This is a genomic window from Rossellomorea sp. GQ25, from assembly GCF_059758515.1.
This window is the reverse complement of the sequence record NZ_JCAXEQ010000003.1, coordinates 252,024-268,502: the sequence shown is the minus strand read 5'-3', so window position 1 is coordinate 268,502 and position 16,479 is coordinate 252,024. Positions and strand designations below refer to the sequence as shown.

General features: G+C 38.2%; 11 protein-coding genes and 2 pseudogenes. 3 read left to right on the top strand and 10 right to left on the bottom strand.

Annotated elements, in window-relative coordinates; all coding sequences use genetic code 11:
- Nucleotides 1-664: 664 nt before the first annotated feature.
- The 4 genes from AC6CIB_RS12125 to AC6CIB_RS12110 form a co-directional block, all read right to left on the bottom strand.
- Entirely contained in the window at nucleotides 665-1,024 is a 360-nt protein-coding gene (locus AC6CIB_RS12125; RefSeq protein WP_498280982.1) for a cell division protein FtsK, read from the bottom strand.
- Between the two features lie 144 nt (nucleotides 1,025-1,168).
- On the bottom strand, nucleotides 1,169-1,504 hold the full coding sequence (locus tag AC6CIB_RS12120; RefSeq protein WP_498280980.1) for a hypothetical protein: 336 nt from the start codon (nucleotides 1,502-1,504) through the stop codon (nucleotides 1,169-1,171).
- 206 nt (nucleotides 1,505-1,710) lie between these two features.
- Nucleotides 1,711-2,064, bottom strand: coding sequence for a Na(+)/H(+) antiporter subunit C (locus AC6CIB_RS12115; protein ID WP_498280978.1), 354 nt, complete (start codon nucleotides 2,062-2,064; stop codon nucleotides 1,711-1,713).
- Nucleotides 2,065-2,120: 56 nt separating this feature from the next.
- Nucleotides 2,121-2,480, bottom strand: coding sequence for a hypothetical protein (locus tag AC6CIB_RS12110; protein ID WP_498280976.1), 360 nt, complete (start codon nucleotides 2,478-2,480; stop codon nucleotides 2,121-2,123).
- Between the two features lie 209 nt (nucleotides 2,481-2,689).
- Here AC6CIB_RS12110 and AC6CIB_RS12105 point away from each other — a divergent pair.
- Nucleotides 2,690-3,187 (top strand): annotated as a pseudogene (locus AC6CIB_RS12105) (DUF4158 domain-containing protein); the annotation flags it as partial.
- A gap of 18 nt (nucleotides 3,188-3,205) precedes the next feature.
- The gene (locus AC6CIB_RS12100) at nucleotides 3,206-5,608 is read left to right on the top strand and encodes a Tn3 family transposase (RefSeq protein ID WP_498281402.1); all 2,403 of its coding nucleotides are present in this window, start codon (nucleotides 3,206-3,208) and stop codon (nucleotides 5,606-5,608) included.
- A gap of 160 nt (nucleotides 5,609-5,768) precedes the next feature.
- Here AC6CIB_RS12100 and AC6CIB_RS12095 read toward each other — a convergent pair whose 3' ends face one another.
- The 6 genes and pseudogenes from AC6CIB_RS12095 to AC6CIB_RS12070 form a co-directional block, all read right to left on the bottom strand.
- Nucleotides 5,769-6,131, bottom strand: a complete 363-nt coding sequence (locus AC6CIB_RS12095) for a DsbA family protein (RefSeq protein WP_498280974.1) — start codon at nucleotides 6,129-6,131, stop codon at nucleotides 5,769-5,771.
- Between the two features lie 71 nt (nucleotides 6,132-6,202).
- Nucleotides 6,203-6,418, bottom strand: a complete 216-nt coding sequence (locus AC6CIB_RS12090; RefSeq protein WP_498281400.1) for a hypothetical protein — start codon at nucleotides 6,416-6,418, stop codon at nucleotides 6,203-6,205.
- Nucleotides 6,419-6,526: 108 nt separating this feature from the next.
- The gene (locus AC6CIB_RS12085) at nucleotides 6,527-6,916 is read right to left on the bottom strand and encodes a nuclear transport factor 2 family protein (protein ID WP_498281398.1); all 390 of its coding nucleotides are present in this window, start codon (nucleotides 6,914-6,916) and stop codon (nucleotides 6,527-6,529) included.
- 93 nt (nucleotides 6,917-7,009) lie between these two features.
- Nucleotides 7,010-7,312: pseudogene (locus AC6CIB_RS12080) on the bottom strand (DsbA family oxidoreductase); the annotation flags it as partial.
- 275 nt (nucleotides 7,313-7,587) lie between these two features.
- Nucleotides 7,588-11,742 carry a S8 family serine peptidase gene (locus AC6CIB_RS12075; RefSeq protein ID WP_498280972.1) on the bottom strand — a complete coding sequence of 1,385 codons (4,155 nt, stop codon included), beginning with the start codon at nucleotides 11,740-11,742 and terminating at the stop codon, nucleotides 7,588-7,590.
- Nucleotides 11,743-12,137: 395 nt separating this feature from the next.
- Nucleotides 12,138-13,400 carry a helix-turn-helix domain-containing protein gene (locus AC6CIB_RS12070; protein WP_498280971.1) on the bottom strand — a complete coding sequence of 421 codons (1,263 nt, stop codon included), beginning with the start codon at nucleotides 13,398-13,400 and terminating at the stop codon, nucleotides 12,138-12,140.
- A 1,424-nt stretch (nucleotides 13,401-14,824) separates the two neighbouring features.
- On the opposite strand from AC6CIB_RS12070, the gene AC6CIB_RS12065 reads away from it, so the two are divergent.
- A complete protein-coding gene (locus AC6CIB_RS12065; protein ID WP_498280969.1) occupies nucleotides 14,825-16,042 on the top strand; it encodes an NAD(P)/FAD-dependent oxidoreductase in 1,218 nt (405 codons plus the stop codon).
- Nucleotides 16,043-16,479: the final 437 nt, after the last annotated feature.

Sequence of the window (16,479 nt, the reverse complement as noted above, 5' to 3'; positions counted from 1 at the left end):
ATAATGTCAGTATTGTTGTCGTTAATGAGAATTTACTGGGTAACGTGTGATATAATGAAAAACGCCAAGGTTCCTTTTATATCAAGAGTCCTTGGCGTTTTTCATTTTTTTTAGTTAGTTGCGTTAAACTGTCTTTCACGCAAACATTACATTCTACTGAAAATCTACTATTAGTCTTTTTTTGTTCTCATGTTGACGAGCGACACAAAAGTTTAGACAATTATAATTTTGACACAAATGTAAGGAATCTTCCCCTATTGTTTAATTTTAGATTTCTATTCGAAAGATTAAATTAATTGATTATAATAATGAAAATTTCTTTTATCATTTTATCCTTAGCTTGCTGTGACACAAATCTAGAGATAAAATGACGCAAAAATACTGATTATACTTGTGGTTTCTCTTCAATAACATATACTTTTTGTCTCTCGTCATCACATGACATGAACAACTTACCTGTGACTAAATTAAAGAAGTAAATTAAAAAGGCTAGGAGCAAATTGATTGCTTCAATTAAAGCCCCCTATAATGGAATAAGTCTAAATTCTAATTTCTATTTACTTTGTACCATTGAATAGGTTGAACTTCATTTAATGCCTTGAAAAAGGAGATTTTTGTTTACTCACCTTTTGATGAAATATACGAAATTCAAAAAGAATAATTTTTACAATTTTAGAATATGAGCTACTCCAACAATATACATATATAATCCTATGAGAGATAGGATAGATCCCAAGATAAATGCCCAAGTATTGTCTTCTTTTTCTTTATCAAATGTCCCAATTGTAAGTATAGCTACTGTCAAAGTTACTATAGGGAAAATGACATATTGTGGTCCAAATGCGAATGAAATTCCACCAAAGATTAACACAAAAAGTCCATAAGGATTTGCTTTCTTGATATTATCAATATATTCTTTCTCAGAAGTCGAAAAATCTTCATCGTCATAATAATAAAACACTTGCTTGAGTCTATTTAGGAGAGTAACTATCTTTTTAAATACGCCCATATCTCCCTGTTTCAATTCCTTCCTTTGTTCAGTAATCCTGCCGGTTTATGTAATAAAGATTATTCAATTAACCTGTCTCTTTAACGGAAGAAAGAAATAGCTGGAGACCTCCTCTTGCTGATCTTCAGCTATTTCCCCCGTTAGTTGAATACAAAAAAACTAACCAACATATTGGAGAATCAACTGATAAAATGCTACGCAAAGTCCTAAAATACTGGCTTTCATTTTGGATGGATGGTTTCTTTTACTAAGAAACAAGTAAATGAAAACTACTATAAATCCTAAAGGAACCCATAGCTCGAAGATACCTTCTTTTGTACTTCGGGAAAAAATTTGACCAATGTGTGTGCTAATCAAAAAGTAAATAAAAACTGTATAACGACGTGTTTCTAATTGCTTACTCCACCTTACTAAAAAGAAAATAATAATTATTGCAATGATTGTAATGTGGAAAGGAGGGAGAACAATAGAAAAGTCACTAAATTTGAATTCCATTCTGAATAGCCTCCTTTTTAATATGAAGCAATATCTTACCCAGGACATACCTTCTAATTTATTTCTTATTAAACTTACCTGGCCTTTAATGCAAAAAAGAAAAAGCCGAAGACCGTCAGACTGATCTTCAGCTATCACCCTAATTAAAAACCTTATCATACGACTATTTCAACCCTAACCCACCTTACGGAAAAATAATAGCTCTTCTACGCCCAATGATCCTCGTTTTCTCTCATTCTCTCCATATCATCAGTTCCGAGCTCCTGATAAGCTCTGTACGCTAACACTAAGAAAAATGCAGTTACTCCAAAACTGATTACAATCGCAGTTAAAATCAACGCCTGAGGGAGAGGATCTATATATCCTTTTGCAGAATGTTCACCCAGTAGGGGAGGTGCTTCTTCTCCCTTTGGTAAGCCGCCCATTGTTATAAGCAAAAGGTGAACCCCGTGACTGAGAAGTCCTGTGCCGATAATTATTCTAAGTAGACTTTTAGAAAGTATTAAATAAACCGCACACATAATAATAATTCCGATTACTATGGACATTAATATTTCCACTCAAAATCCCCCTGATCTTCAGTTATTGCCCCCCGTTAATGGAACAAGCCTTACCACTATTCAAACTCTTGACTGTACAATATTTTTTTGTCTTCACCTCTTACCTTAATAACATATACTTCATTTTCTTTTAATAAGCTCGGTAAATTATTTTCAACAATAATCTTATTCGTTTCCTTAACCCATTGCCCTAGTTGATTTGTGTCAATGTCTTCTTGTGAAAAAGTTGATTTTAATATATAAGTTACAGGCAAAGGATTTAAATCCAATGCTAGCCCAGTATATCTGTCACTAATACTTTTTAGTTTGTTATCAACTTCTGAACCGATTGAAAACCATTCATCGTCATTTCTTTTCTGCTCAATATTTTTTGTTTCTATTATTACATTTATGTTATTAAAATTTTGGGCAGACAACTCTCTATGGGGTAGCGTCAGGAAAATGCGGATTTACAACGCTAAAAGGCTTAGTACCAGCGTTCGTGCAACCAGGGGCAAAGTAAATCTTTTTTAATGATACAGTCCTGACTCTAAGGGCTTTTTTTATATTCTGAATTCCTATAAGATTTTGCTGATACTTATGATAAGGAGGAACAACATGTGAAGCAAATTGGGATTTAGAAGAACTCATTGAACATTTTACCGTTATTCCAGAAGAAATACGCTTACTCGGAAACAGATATGGAGGAACACGACTTGGGTTTGCGGTTCTCCTAAAGTTCTTTCAATATTGGGGGCGTTTTCCAAAAGGGAAACAGGAAATAAGCAAAGATGTTATTCAATACATTGCCAAGCAAGTCGCTGTACCTGTGGATTTATTTCAAGAGTATGATTGGGATGGAAGGTCTATTAAATATCATCGTGCTCAAATTCGTGATTACATGGGATTTAGGGACTGTACCCTTAATGATATGGAACAAGTAAAATCCTGGCTTCAGGCTAACATCCTACCTCAGGAGCTACAGATAGACAGAGTAAGAGAACATGTACTACATCACCTAAGAAAACAACAAATTGTTCCCCCAGCTCATGACCATTTAGAGAGAAACATCAAGTCAGCCATTTATCAGTATGAGGAACGGATTGCTCAATCCATTTTCTCTAAACTTTCTGATCACTCGTAATCTAAGTTAGATACGTTTATACGAACTTGGTCTCATACAGAACAGATAGTAGAAGATCAAATCATTCTCAGTTTCCGTGATCTAGTATCTGATCCTGGAAGGATCGGGTTAGACAGTTTATTTCAGGAGATAGAAAAACTCCGAACAGTACGAGATATACAGCTTCCACCAAATTTATTCTACGGTGTTTCACCCAAGATGATCCGAACGTATAGACAGCGAGCTGTCTCTGAAGATATTAGAGAGTTGCGCAGGCATCCTAATCCAATCCGTTACACTTTATTGGCAGCTTTCTTTTGGTGTAGAGGCAGAGAAATTACGGATAACTTAGTTGAGCTCATCATCCAAATTGTTCATCGAATCGGTGCTCGGGCGGAACGAAAAGTAGAAAAAGAGTTTTTACGCTATTTTCGTAAAGTAAGTGGTAAGACAAACGTATTGTTCCGCATAGCTGAAAAGGCAGTGGAACAACCAGACGGTATTGTGCGAGATGTTTTATTTCCTGTCGTAGGCGAAGATACATTAAAAGATATTGTGAAGGAAATGAAACATACAGGTCCCACCTATAAACAAAAAGTACATACTGTAATGAGATTCTCCTACGGTACTCATTACAGAAGAATGGTTCCAGCTTTACTTGATATTCTAGAATTTCGATCCAATAATGATATACATCGACCTGTGATAGATGCAATTGATTTACTTACACAATATAAACTTACCAATCAGTATACATATAATGAAACGGATTATATCCCAATAGAAGGAATCGTTAAACCAGGTTGGATTGATATGGTCATTGATAAAGAAACAAAACGTGTAAACCGTATGAATTATGAAATCTGTGTACTCCAAGCTCTGCGAGATCGATTACGTTGTAAAGAAGTATGGGTAGTAGGAGCAGATCGGTATAGAAACCCAGAGGAAGATCTTCCAAAAGATTTTGAACAACACAGAGAAAAACATTATGAAGCTCTTCGTAAGCCCCTTGAAGTACAAACACTCATTCAAGAACTGAAACAGGGTATGAATACGGCTCTCGAGAAATTAGATAAAAGTGTTAAAAATAATTCTCAAGTACGTATTTTGAGTAAGGGAAATGGCTGGATTTCTGTGTCACCTTTACAGGCACAGGCTGAACCAGTTAACCTCAATCTCGTAAAGGCAGAAGTCATGAAACGTTGGCCTATGACCAATCTTTTGGATATTTTAAAAGAGGCAGATTTACGTGTACATCTGACAGATGTGTTCCAAACGCTAGGAAATCGTGAGATTCTTGATAAGGAAACACTGCAACGAAGACTCATTCTTTGCTTATATGGATTGGGAACAAACACAGGATTAAAGCGAATTGCGGCTGGCGATCATGGAGAAAGTTACAAGGACTTACTTTATGTACGGCGGAAATTCATCCATAAAGAGAACCTACGACAAGCCATTTCAAAGGTAACCAATGCCATTCTAGATACTCGTGTAACAGAAGTATGGGGTGAAGGAACAACCGCATGTGCGTCTGATAGCAAAAAGTTTGGGGCTTGGGATCAGAACTTGTTGACTGAATGGCATATTCGATATAGAGGACGTGGGGTAATGATTTATTGGCACGTGGAAAAGAACTCTACATGCATTTATTCGCAACTAAAATCCTGTTCTTCTTCAGAAGTTGCTTCTATGATCGAAGGATTACTTCGTCATTGCACAAATATGGAAGTAGAAAAAAACTACGTGGATACACACGGACAAAGTGAAGTTGCCTTCGCCTTTTGTCATTTGCTTGGCTTCCAACTGATGCCGAGATTTAAAGCCATTCATGCGCAAAAACTGTATCGTCCGGATGTAGGCATGCAAGACTCTTATCCAAACTTACATCCTGTTTTAACAAGAGCGATTAATTGGAGTTTAATTGAACAACAGTATGATCAAATGATCAAATATGCAACTGCTTTGCGATTGGGTACAGCTGAAACAGAGGCAGTTCTCAAGCGTTTCACTCGCAACAGTGGTCATCCAACGTATCGAGCACTCAGTGAATTAGGAAAAGTGTTAAAAACAATCTTCCTTTGTGAGTATTTATCATCAGAAGAAATCCGAAGAGAAATCCATGAAGGGTTAAATGTCGTTGAAAACTGGAACTCAGCCAATAGCTTCATTTTCTACGGCAAAGGAGGAGAAATTCAAACAAACCGAATGGAAGATCAAGAAATCGCTGTACTTGCTCTCCATCTTCTTCAAAATTGTTTAGTGTTAATTAATACACTGATGATTCAAGAGGTACTTTTGGAACAAAACAAATCTCTTCTTCAAAAGTTAGCTCCTGAGGATTTCAGAGCCTTAACACCATTAATCTATGCCCATGTAAACCCGTATGGGACATTTAAGCTAAACATGCAAGAACGTTTACGTATTCAAAGATCTTTCTAAGAATAGGGTACCGCCAGCTTGGCCCCCTAATTGATGCAGAAAAAGAAAAGTCATCAAATGTAGATGCCTTATTGTAAAAAAGAGGGAGACTCTTTAGCCTCCCTCCTATTGCACCTATGCTACACGCGTTCATCAATTTCTCATGTTTTCGCGTCAGTTATTATTTTTTCTCAATAACACAGGAGCCATCTACACAAGCAGCATCGCTCGCCGATTTTACAATTTTCAGCCGTTGCTGGTCGTCCCACCCCTGCTGTAATGCTTTCAGGAACACAGTGCCTGGCTGAGCGCCAGATACGGTATGTTTATGGTTAATGACATAGAACGGAACACCTCGTATACCAAGTCGGCTACCTTCTTCTTCTTCCGTACGCACCTGCTCAGTGAACTGCTTATCCGCGAGCATGGAAAGTGCTTCTTCCCGATCAAGTCCTGCTTCAACTGCCAGATCGGCGAGCATTGTGTGGTCGCTCAAATTCTTTGATTGGGTGAAATAAGCTTGGAACAACAGCTCCGATACCACAGCCCCCTTACCATATTGCTCAGCAAAATGTCTTAGTTGTGTTCGTTAGCACTATGCCTTCAAACTGAAAATTAAGTCCTTCGACTGCTGCCTGCTGGATAACCATTCTGATTCATGTTGATGGCTTCCTGACGGCTCATGCCATATCTGTTGGAGAGCATATCATAAACATCATGAGGCACATGTTTGGGAGCATTAGGGTCTAGCTCGAAACTTCGATAGACGACTTCAATACCATCGTGGTGCTCAAATTCCTCTAGCGCTTTCTCGAAGCGACGTTTGCCAATATAACAGAATGGACATGCAAAGTCTGCCCAAATCTCAACTTGCTAGCTATATGACGTTTCTAAACGGAAGAGGATGCTAGTACCTGTCCCACTAGCATCCATATTTCCTCAAACAGTCATTGCCTGTCGTATCACATGACTATCAACATATTGTTTAAATCGAATGATCTTTTCATTTTGAAAGGTAAACACATGTACAAAGTCGGCTTGGATTTCTTTTCCTGTTTTTGTATACGTACCAGAGTACGTCCCTTCTACCATTACCATATTCTTGTCTTTCACTTGGTGATAAGCATGTACGTTTGGATTAAAACCATCCCATTCCTTCGATAAATAGTCGAATACGTGTTCTACGATAGCTTCCACTCCATGGTATGTGCCACCATATGGTAGCCCTGCAGCCTCTGTCCACTCAACTTGTTCGGAAAGAGCTTCTATTAAATGCTTTGGAGATCCTTCATACGTGCTACGGACGATCTCCATATTTGTTTTCGGAATCTCAAGCGTTTTGCTAACATTCGATGTTGTTTCTGACATGTAAGTTCCCCGTTCCCATTTTATTTTTGTATCTATTGCAATGAGTAAGAACTCCTATACACAATGCCCATCCATATCGCATGTCATGCCCTCAAGTTCATCTTGTGCTTGCTTTTGTTTCCCTAATTCTTTATCGATGATTTGCGCAAGCCTTTCTTTACTTGCAAGCCCCTGAACAACTTCATCCCCAATGATAAAAGTGGGAACCGCTCGAATTTTTGCTTCTTCATACGCATGTCGTAGCTCTTTTTGATGGACTTCGCGGTATTTTCGTTCTAAGAGAGCTTCTCGAAACACACTTTCGGATAGACCAACTTCACCAGCTAACTGCGTTAATACTTCCACATCTTCAATATTTTAGTTAAAGAAGTTCAACAAAAAAAGCGTAAATCCTTCTTGGATCAACGCACTTTTCCGCTCTCATTAGTTGACATAACATCCGGACTCAGAAGTTACTCCCCACGAACCCTTACCATCTCTTTCGAGACCCCGAACGTCCTTCAAACAGGAATGCTGTCCCTTTCAAGGAAAAAAAAGAGAAACCATAAAAACAGGTGAAGAAAAACGAATTGTTTTTCTTCACCTGTTTGATTTTAGGGACTTATTAGACAGCCCCTTGTTATCCTTTTTTATCACTTCATTCCTACTTCACCAAGAACAGCATCTAATGTTTTACCTTTGTATTTATCTTTTGGTTTTAGATCCTTGTCTGAGATCCATGGATTTTTCATTAAGTAGTTATTTGCTACATACCGCATGTCTTTTTCATCTACTACACTATCATAGTTAATGTCCGCTTCACGCTTGTTTGATTTCCAATTGGATTGAATATAAAGGGCATCATGAATATCAATCACATGATCCTTGTTTACATCTCCAGCAGGTGCATCGTTATAATAGAGTGCTTTCGAATATGGTTTAACTTCACCATTTTCATTCAGCCCAATCGTAAAGGTTTTCTTAACCAGGAAATGTCCCGGCATTTCTATTTCAAGTGTAAATGGTTTGTCCGTCAACGGTAAATTGGATGATAATGAGGAAGGAGACCCCCAACTTACACTTCCTAATGTGTTTGGATATTCTTTTCCTTCTTCATCTGTCACTTTAACCTTTGCGCCCGCCTTTACATAATCCAAGCTTGATGGCATATCAAGAATAGGAATCTGAAATGCTTCTGCATAGACATACGATTTCATAAAGGAGTAGTTTCGTTCAATCTGATAAGGAATACTGATACCAAATCCGGATTTTGTCGTGCTATCTGTATTTGTATACGCTACATTGAATTTCGCTAAACTCGGTTTTGTACTTTCTGAATCATCTTTCACTTTGTATGTGATATCTATCATTGGTACCTTCCCGGATACTCCTGATTGTGCTGCATCACCTGTTAATGTAGCAGTGATTGTCGTTATGATCTCAAATCCGTCCCCATATACATCTTTATTCTCTACATTAAGATCTACTTTCCCGTCCAATGTCGCATGCGGCTTAATGCTCACCACATCTACATTCTTCGATACATCACTATCTATAAATGAATATACAGCTTGCTTCATGTTTGTCATATTGTTCATAGAAAGGGTAACCGTCACCGTATCGCCTGGTTTTACATTCTGTTTATCAGCAATAGCTTTTCCATATGGAGTGCCTTCTTGTACATAGTATAGATATTTATAACTAGAGTAGTTCCTTACTGTTGCTTTGTTTTCAGCATACATTTGCACCTTGAACGGCTGTACCTTTGGATTCAGTGGTATCTGTGTGGAAAAATCCCCATTAGTATCTACCGGAACCGATACTGCTTTTGTTCCTCCTCCAAGTCCTCCACCACTACCTGGCATCGTATAGACAATTTTATTATCTCCTTGAGAAACATTCATGCCCCCAGCTTTCATCACTTCAACATCTTTATCATATACAGAGCCTGTCAACGAAACAATTTGTTGATCTGGGCTATATTCATACACCCCAGAATCCGCGCTGAGATTGAGTGTTGGCTGCGTCACGCTATAGTAAACCGGTGCATCTGAGCTAAAGGTTTTTCCTTCCTCATTTGTACCAACGAGCCTTATTTTGTACAATCCTGGTTCGGTTTGTTCACGATCATACGCAATTGGTTGATCCGGATTTCCCGTTAGTGGATTGTACATACCCTCGTTCATTACACCTCTTAGATAATATTCAACATTGTCATTTGCACTAATGCCATCCAATGTACCAAGGAATCCTATTTCTTGGTTCGTTTTCGGATCTACAAGGAATAGATCCATCGTGCGCATATGTGATTTTAATTGAAAAAGAAGACCGACTGACCATCTTAATCCGTTATAGCCTGTCTCAACTGCTGTTGTAAAGGCTAGGGGATCTACCGTAATATGGTCGATTCCTTCTGCTACTGTACGGATCGCAAACGGAACTTGATACATTTCTTCTGGGTTGTCTTTGTTCGTGTACGTGATATATCCTTCATACGTTCCTAATACCGCTTCCTTAGGTACGTCTACTAAAACTTTTGTGTTCTCTTTCGAATTTGCCTTTACGGTAATTGTCTTATCCGTTAAGACTTGAACACCGTTTTCTGCTGCATCCTTTGAACCTCTTCGGTCAGTCTGGAACTGTACCTTAACGTCGAACGTTTTTGCTTGTTTACTATTGTTGTAGATAACTAGGGAACGTTTATCCTGCACATTTTTTCCGTTTGGCACAAATGTACCGAAACTGATCGCTCCCGTGTCATCCTTTATGATTTTCAAGTTTTCTTTTTTATCATATGTCCCTTCTGTTTTATCCACTACTTCAATTCGTGTTTGAGAATGAACGACTTCATACGGGTCAACTTGTCCAGCCCCCACCTCAAATACGCTATAGTCCCCGCTTAAAGAATCAGCCGTATTCATCAACTTTTCCTTCACTTCGGCTGGTGTGGCATTCGGATTCGTTTGTAATATGAGTGCCGCTACGCCGGAAACATTAGGAGTTGCCATGGATGTTCCTGACAAGCGCTCGTAAGCGTATTGATAATTTCCAATCTGATCTGGTCCATTCATGTATGAAGGCACAGTAGAAAATACAGCAACTCCAGGTGCAGTTACTTCTGGCTTAATGTCATACAACACACGGGATGGACCGCGGGAGCTGAAATCCGCCAATGAATTTCCTTTTGATTGCACTTCGCCTATTTCTCCGAAAGTAAAGTCTGTGTATCCTGCTTTCACTTTGGCCTGCAGAGCCAAACCATCGGTATTTGTAAGATTAAACGATGGGATAAACTCCATTCCTTCTCCTAGATAAAAAGGCATATAACTTTCAGCAGCATTGTCGTTGTACATAAGAACGGCTGTAGCCCCGTTTTGCTTCGCAAGCTTAATTTTATCGTTTACCGCAGACATACCCCGGCTTACAAGCACGATTTTTCCTTTTACATCTTTCCCTTGATAATCACGTGGGCCTCCAGAACCCACATCAACGACAGGAAGAGTTTGATTTTTAAGAGTCGAGATATTATCCGAGAAGTTCTGTGCCAAAAGGCGTATATTCGCAGAAACTGAATCAATAGCTCCCTTAAAAGTGAGGATGTTCTCCGATACATCGTTCGCTCCGACTGTAATAGCCAAAGGCGATGTACCTGGCGAACCGAGCGTATACATCCCGTCGCCAGAATTGCCGGCTGCCACAACCGCAGTGACACCCGCAAGAACAACATTATTGACCGCGATACTTGTCACGTACATTGGATCGTTGTAAGAAGAGCCAAGAGACATATTGATAATGTCCATACCGTCTTCCATCGCTTTCTCGATTCCAGCCAAAATCCCCGTTGTCGAACCAGAACCGTATGGACCTAATACACGATAAGAGTAAATGTCAGCATCCGGCGCAACACCTTTCATTGCATAATCACTGTTGTTTTCCCCTTGGCCTGCAATGATTCCTGCCACATGCGTTCCGTGTTGTGTATAATATGGAGCACCTTGCAGACTTTTCTCTGGTTCTCCAGACTTCTTCCAGTCATCATAGGTTGCTTCCATCGGATCATGGTCATTTTCTACGAAATCGTAACCGCCCTTATAGGCACCTTTTAAATCTGGGTGGTTGTAGTCAATTCCTGTATCGAGAACGCCAACTTTAACACCTTCTCCTGTATACCCTTCTTCATGAAGCTGATTGATACCTGGGAACGTCACTCTTGTATGTGTTTCCTCTAGTTGTTTTGATTCTTTTTCTAGTACCGGTGGTTCCACTTGTATTTCCATATCGCTCCAGACTGTTTTTACCGCATTGGATTGAAGTAACGCTTTGGCCTTATTAGCAGGTAGTGTCATGGCAACCCCGTTAAACGCTTGCTTGTACGTCCGTTTAACCGTGTAAGAATCTTTCTTTTCTTTAAGCTCCTCTTTAAAAATTGTTTTCAAATCATTTTCAAACATTGCATGTGCAGCATCTACTTTTTGTTTTGCTTTAGCAGCAGAAAGAGATTTACCTTCCGATTGCGCTTCTAACACTGCAGTTTTTTCAGGCTTGTCAATAAATTCAACAATGACAGAAACTGGTGCTTCACTTTCTAGATCCACTTCAGAGGATAATTGAAGTCCTCCTTGATCATTCGTTTTAAGCTGATTAATAGCTTGCCTTTGAGCAGGCGTGAGATTTGATAAAACTTGTTCGATCAATGTTGATGATTTAGCGCTAGCAATTGAAGTGTTGCTAGCGGTCGGAAAAGTGCTAAGTATTACTCCTGCACTGAGTGCAAAGATTGCATAACTCTTTAATAACTTCTTTTTCAATAGTCTCTCCCCTTTTTAATGAGTTGTTTGTATTTTCATTGTATATAAGGTTGATTGAATTATAGATTTTAAAGAATTCTCTCAAGTTAATCTTTTTTATAAAAAGGTTCTGTTAAACAACTCTGTTGATTTTCGTTGCAGGCGAGCGGTCACTGAGCCTCCAGGCCAACAGGACGTCGGTCACGATAGCGTTGCCACACGATGTGACGTTATTAGCCTTCCTTCTTTTGTGCTCCTGCGGTCTCACCTGGACACGCTTTTCCCGCTGGAGTCGCCGCCTTCCACTACAATCTACTTCAAGGTGAAAATCAACAGTGATATACAACTTAGCCATAGCCTCAAAAAAGAAGCCTCTACTTAGAGACCTCTATTAGAACTGTTTTTATTTACCTTTTTTAAGGGAGTTTGCTCATGTTTTCCGTGTGGAACAACTTCCTATACATTTCTTGATGTTCTACAGTAGCGTATTCTCTATATTCCCAATAAATCAGAAGGCATTGACTGAATCTCTCTGATATTCCGATTTTATTTGCAGCATACGCCACATCCAGCAACTCATATAGCCCTTCTGAAAATCGCTTTCTTGCAAAGTAGTACGAAGCATAGGTATAACGAAAATGTAAGTATTTCTGTTGCTGATAGGGTTCGTTACTTGCTGCCCAGTCTTGAATAATATGCCGATATTTATTTAGCAATCGCTCTGCATCCTCTAAGCGATGTAGCTGAACATACGCTTCCATTACTCGCGGCAAGCCTGCAAAAATATCATCCCTAGCTTCTAACCAGTCTAAATATTCATCCACATATTCTAAATGGTTGAAATCTAAAAAAGCACAATACCGATTCCCAATAGCTATATCAGCATAATACTCATTAACTTGCTCATATCGATTTATAAAGGATAGTACTTCTTCTAATGAGCTACCTAGGCATGGTAATGCGAGACTCTGGTACAAAAGAGCTCTTCCATAATGCTCCCCTTCTTTAGCCACTTTTTCTAATTTCTTAGCATAATAGAGTGTTTTTTTCCATTCCCGTCGTACATAAAATGTGGCTGTAATCCATAGATAGGATAATATCTGAAATTTTTCAGGCATATACGCTATATGCTCTAACACATGCCCGAGGGCATATTGTCCTTCTTCGGTGTATCGAACTATATAAAACCGTCTAAAATAACTAATTGCCACCTCTTCCGAGAAGTGATCAGGCATGTTCTCTATGATAAATTCAAACAGCGGCAATGACTTCTCTTCCTTTTCTTTTTCAAAAAGCTGTTCTGCCACGGAGAAAATATGAACAAAACTTTTGTTTCTGATAGTTTTGGATCTTTCTTCTAATACTTCGTCGAAAATGAAGTGGAGCTGTTCTTCATAACCCATAACTACACATTTATATAAAAATTGTTCACATTTTCGCTTATCCAAAATCCGGCTCTCATTAAAACATTCCTCAACATAATAAGGATATAAAGCACCTTCCTTTAACCCAAGTACATCCGTGATACTATCCAAGTTGTTTAGGGAAAGTGATTGCTTATGATTTAAAATACGACTTATCTCACTTAAATGGATACTAGATTGTAGTGCCAAATCTGTTCTGCTTAAATTCATTTCTTGCATACGATGATAGATTTTTTCAAAAAGAATGGCATTCATCTTACCCACCAGCTTTCATGTCCTTATATATAATGTAATGACCAAACCAATTGACATAATATCGTGTAATCTCATACATTTCGGAATATTGTATCAATTATATAACTTTTGGTTATTAGTTAACAATCAGATTTAAGGGGGAAGAGTGCTACTATTTGTTCAAATTTAATGGCCTATCATCCAGCTTAACTTTCAATCTAAACCTGACAGTGGTTAATGTTGGGGAATTTGAAAAAAGACTAAAAATTCCACTTCTTTATTAATTGCGTGCATCCACATCTTCTTGCCAGTTAATATGAAAGAAATCATTTAGTTACTAGTTTAATTACATTGGGTAATTATGAGCTGAATGTAACGTTTTACTATAAGTGTTACATTCGATTGAAATCTGAAGCACATTTATCTATCTTTAAACCAGTTCCAACGGTAGAACTCACTTTAAAACTCATTAGTTAAGACAATCTGGTATTGACATAACTAATGAGTTTTGAAGTGAACATAGAGAAAGAAAATCAACCCTGATTAGGTAGGGGGCAAATATAGCCAACCTTAATCCAAATCCTAGGGTTAAAACACTAAGCTTTTTCATTCTGACAAGCTTAGTGTTTTACTACTCTAAAATTACATTGGTCTAAAACGCAGATATTGTTTATACCGGAAGTGAAGTTGAAGGATTTACTACTCTCTTAAATTTCATTGGACTAAAACCAAGTACAGGTAAGGGGGCTGAAAAATCAGTTTTACTGCTCTCTAAAATCACATTGGTCTAAAACGTATCAGGACAATTGACTTGCGCGTTTTACTACGCTCTAATATTACATTGGTCTAAAACACTTTCTTCTGCTCACCGAAAGGTTGAAGTTTTACTACTCTCAAATATTACATTGGTCAATCCAGCAACTGCATCTACACCTTCTACAAGTGAAATGTAGAAGCTGAAGGAAAAATGAAAGAGTATCTCAAGAGTAAAACAATTGCTGAGTTAAACGAAACCATAAAAGGAAAATCAAAGAAAAGACATTTAGAAGGAATGCATTGGTTCCGGGAAGCTTTAGAACGCAGATAATGGGATCTCGCCCACATTTTGCTGATTTCATACGCTAAAGGAGTCTAAAAAATTACTTACACTGATTTGTATTGTAATTTTGTTTTCGAGATCGTTAAGTCCTCTTCGTGTAATGAAAGTAACATTTTATCGTGTGGAATTTTTTTCGGGATAATAAGGGCAAAATGTGGGCGGGATCCCATACTTGAAATTTTTTACCCTCAATTACAGATAAATATTATCTTCGATATATTCATTGAGTTTTAAAGGAAGGAATTTAAGTAAATATGGTTGATCCCGTAATTTAATTTTTTTGCACTAAAATGCAGACAAATATTATCTATTATGTATGTGTTTGAAACCAAAAGGAGGAATTTAAATGAAACGAATTGTTATTATTTGTGGAGGTTTTGCAGGTGTGTGGAGTGCAATAAGTGCTGCACGACAACTACATGAATTACAAATTGAAGAAAATGAAGTGGAAGTTGTTTTAGTGAATCGTGATTCTTATTTTGGTGTGCGTCCACGCTTTTATGAAGAAAATCCACAGAATTTAAGAATCCCTTTAAATCAGGTTCTTGATCCGATTGGCGTTCGCATCATGCAAGGAGAAGTAAGGAGCATTAATACAGATTCACACAAAGTAACTGTTCAGGAAAACGAAGAACTAGTGGATCTTCCTTATGACCGATTGGTTTTTGCGGCTGGAAGCCAACTGGTTGTTCCGAACATTACGGGTCTACGTGAGCATGCATTTTCTGTAGATACGTATCAAGATGCCTTGAAGTTGGATCAGCATATTAATGGATTAGCTGACTTACCGAATGTAGAGGGTAAGTATACCGCCGTAGTTGTTGGTGCAGGTTTTACAGGAATTGAGATCGCTGCGGAAATGACATCCCGTTTAAAAAAGATTGCAAAAAGGGAAAATAAAGAAACTGAAGTACGAGTTATATTAGTGGACAGAAATTCTGTGGTAGGTCCTGAATTAGGGGAAAATCCACGACCAATTATCGAACAGGCTTTACGTGATATGGATGTGGAAGTCTATACCAATGAAACAGTGAGATCTATAGATGGAGAAGGAGTAACCTTACAATCAGAATGTCGGATTTCAGCATTAACAACAATTTGGTCAGCCGGTGTAAAAGCAAGTCCATTAGCAGCACAATTCTCTGTGGAGAAGGATGGATTGGGACGTTTACCAGTTGATGCATATCTGAAAGTAAAAGGGTTACCATCCGTTTTCACTGCCGGAGATACTGCTCGAGCAAAAACAGATGTAAACCATGTAGCATTGATGTCTTGCCAGCATGCCATGCCTCAGGGGAAAATTGCTGGACATAATGTTGTATGCGATTTGCTAGGATTGGAAGGTATGCCATACAAGCAAGAACAATATGTCACTTGCCTTGATTTAGGTCCTTGGGGAGCTCTGTTCACAAATGGTTGGGATCGCATTCCGCAGTATCAAGGAGAAGAAGCGAAAAAAATTAAAATGAATATTAATCAATCCGTTATTTATCCCCCTTTATCAGGAAATCGTGAAGACCTATTTGAGGCATCTAAACAGATTATTCCAGATACCCGATTGTAAAATTATAGGTGGCAAAAACGGTTAAAACGCTTATACAAATTTTTGTATCAAATGACGTACAAGACCTAAGTCAGTAAATTTGCTAGGAACGGTTCTGGTGTAATGATTTCACAGTTTTTGCACCAGAACCCTAATATTTCCCTTATTTGTGAATTTAATTCTCCTATTGGCCCTTAATATAAAAAAAGAGCGCAATCAATCCTTGTTCTGGAAATGCCCCCGTTAATCGTCGAGATTCCGTTCCTGCTTATTCCACAAAATGGCATCAAAAGGAAAAAGAGCGCTGATCCTTTTTCAGGGTATTGCGGAATAGGAAGGTACATTTCTTAATTTCCTATTTTTTTGTTTCCCTAATTGATTGTTCCACCATGTACTGATATCCATAAATGAAAATTGCCAAAAGCACACATATAAAATACCAAGTAATATGTTTCATT

Excerpts from the sequence above, each read along its gene's own strand:
- AC6CIB_RS12120 (WP_498280980.1), bottom strand. The coding sequence starts at position 1,504 with ATGGAATTCAAATTTAGTGACTTTTCTATTGTTCTCCCTCCTTTCCAC.
- AC6CIB_RS12070 (WP_498280971.1), bottom strand. The coding sequence starts at position 13,400 with ATGAATGCCATTCTTTTTGAAAAAATCTATCATCGTATGCAAGAAATG.
- AC6CIB_RS12065 (WP_498280969.1), top strand. The coding sequence starts at position 14,825 with ATGAAACGAATTGTTATTATTTGTGGAGGTTTTGCAGGTGTGTGGAGT.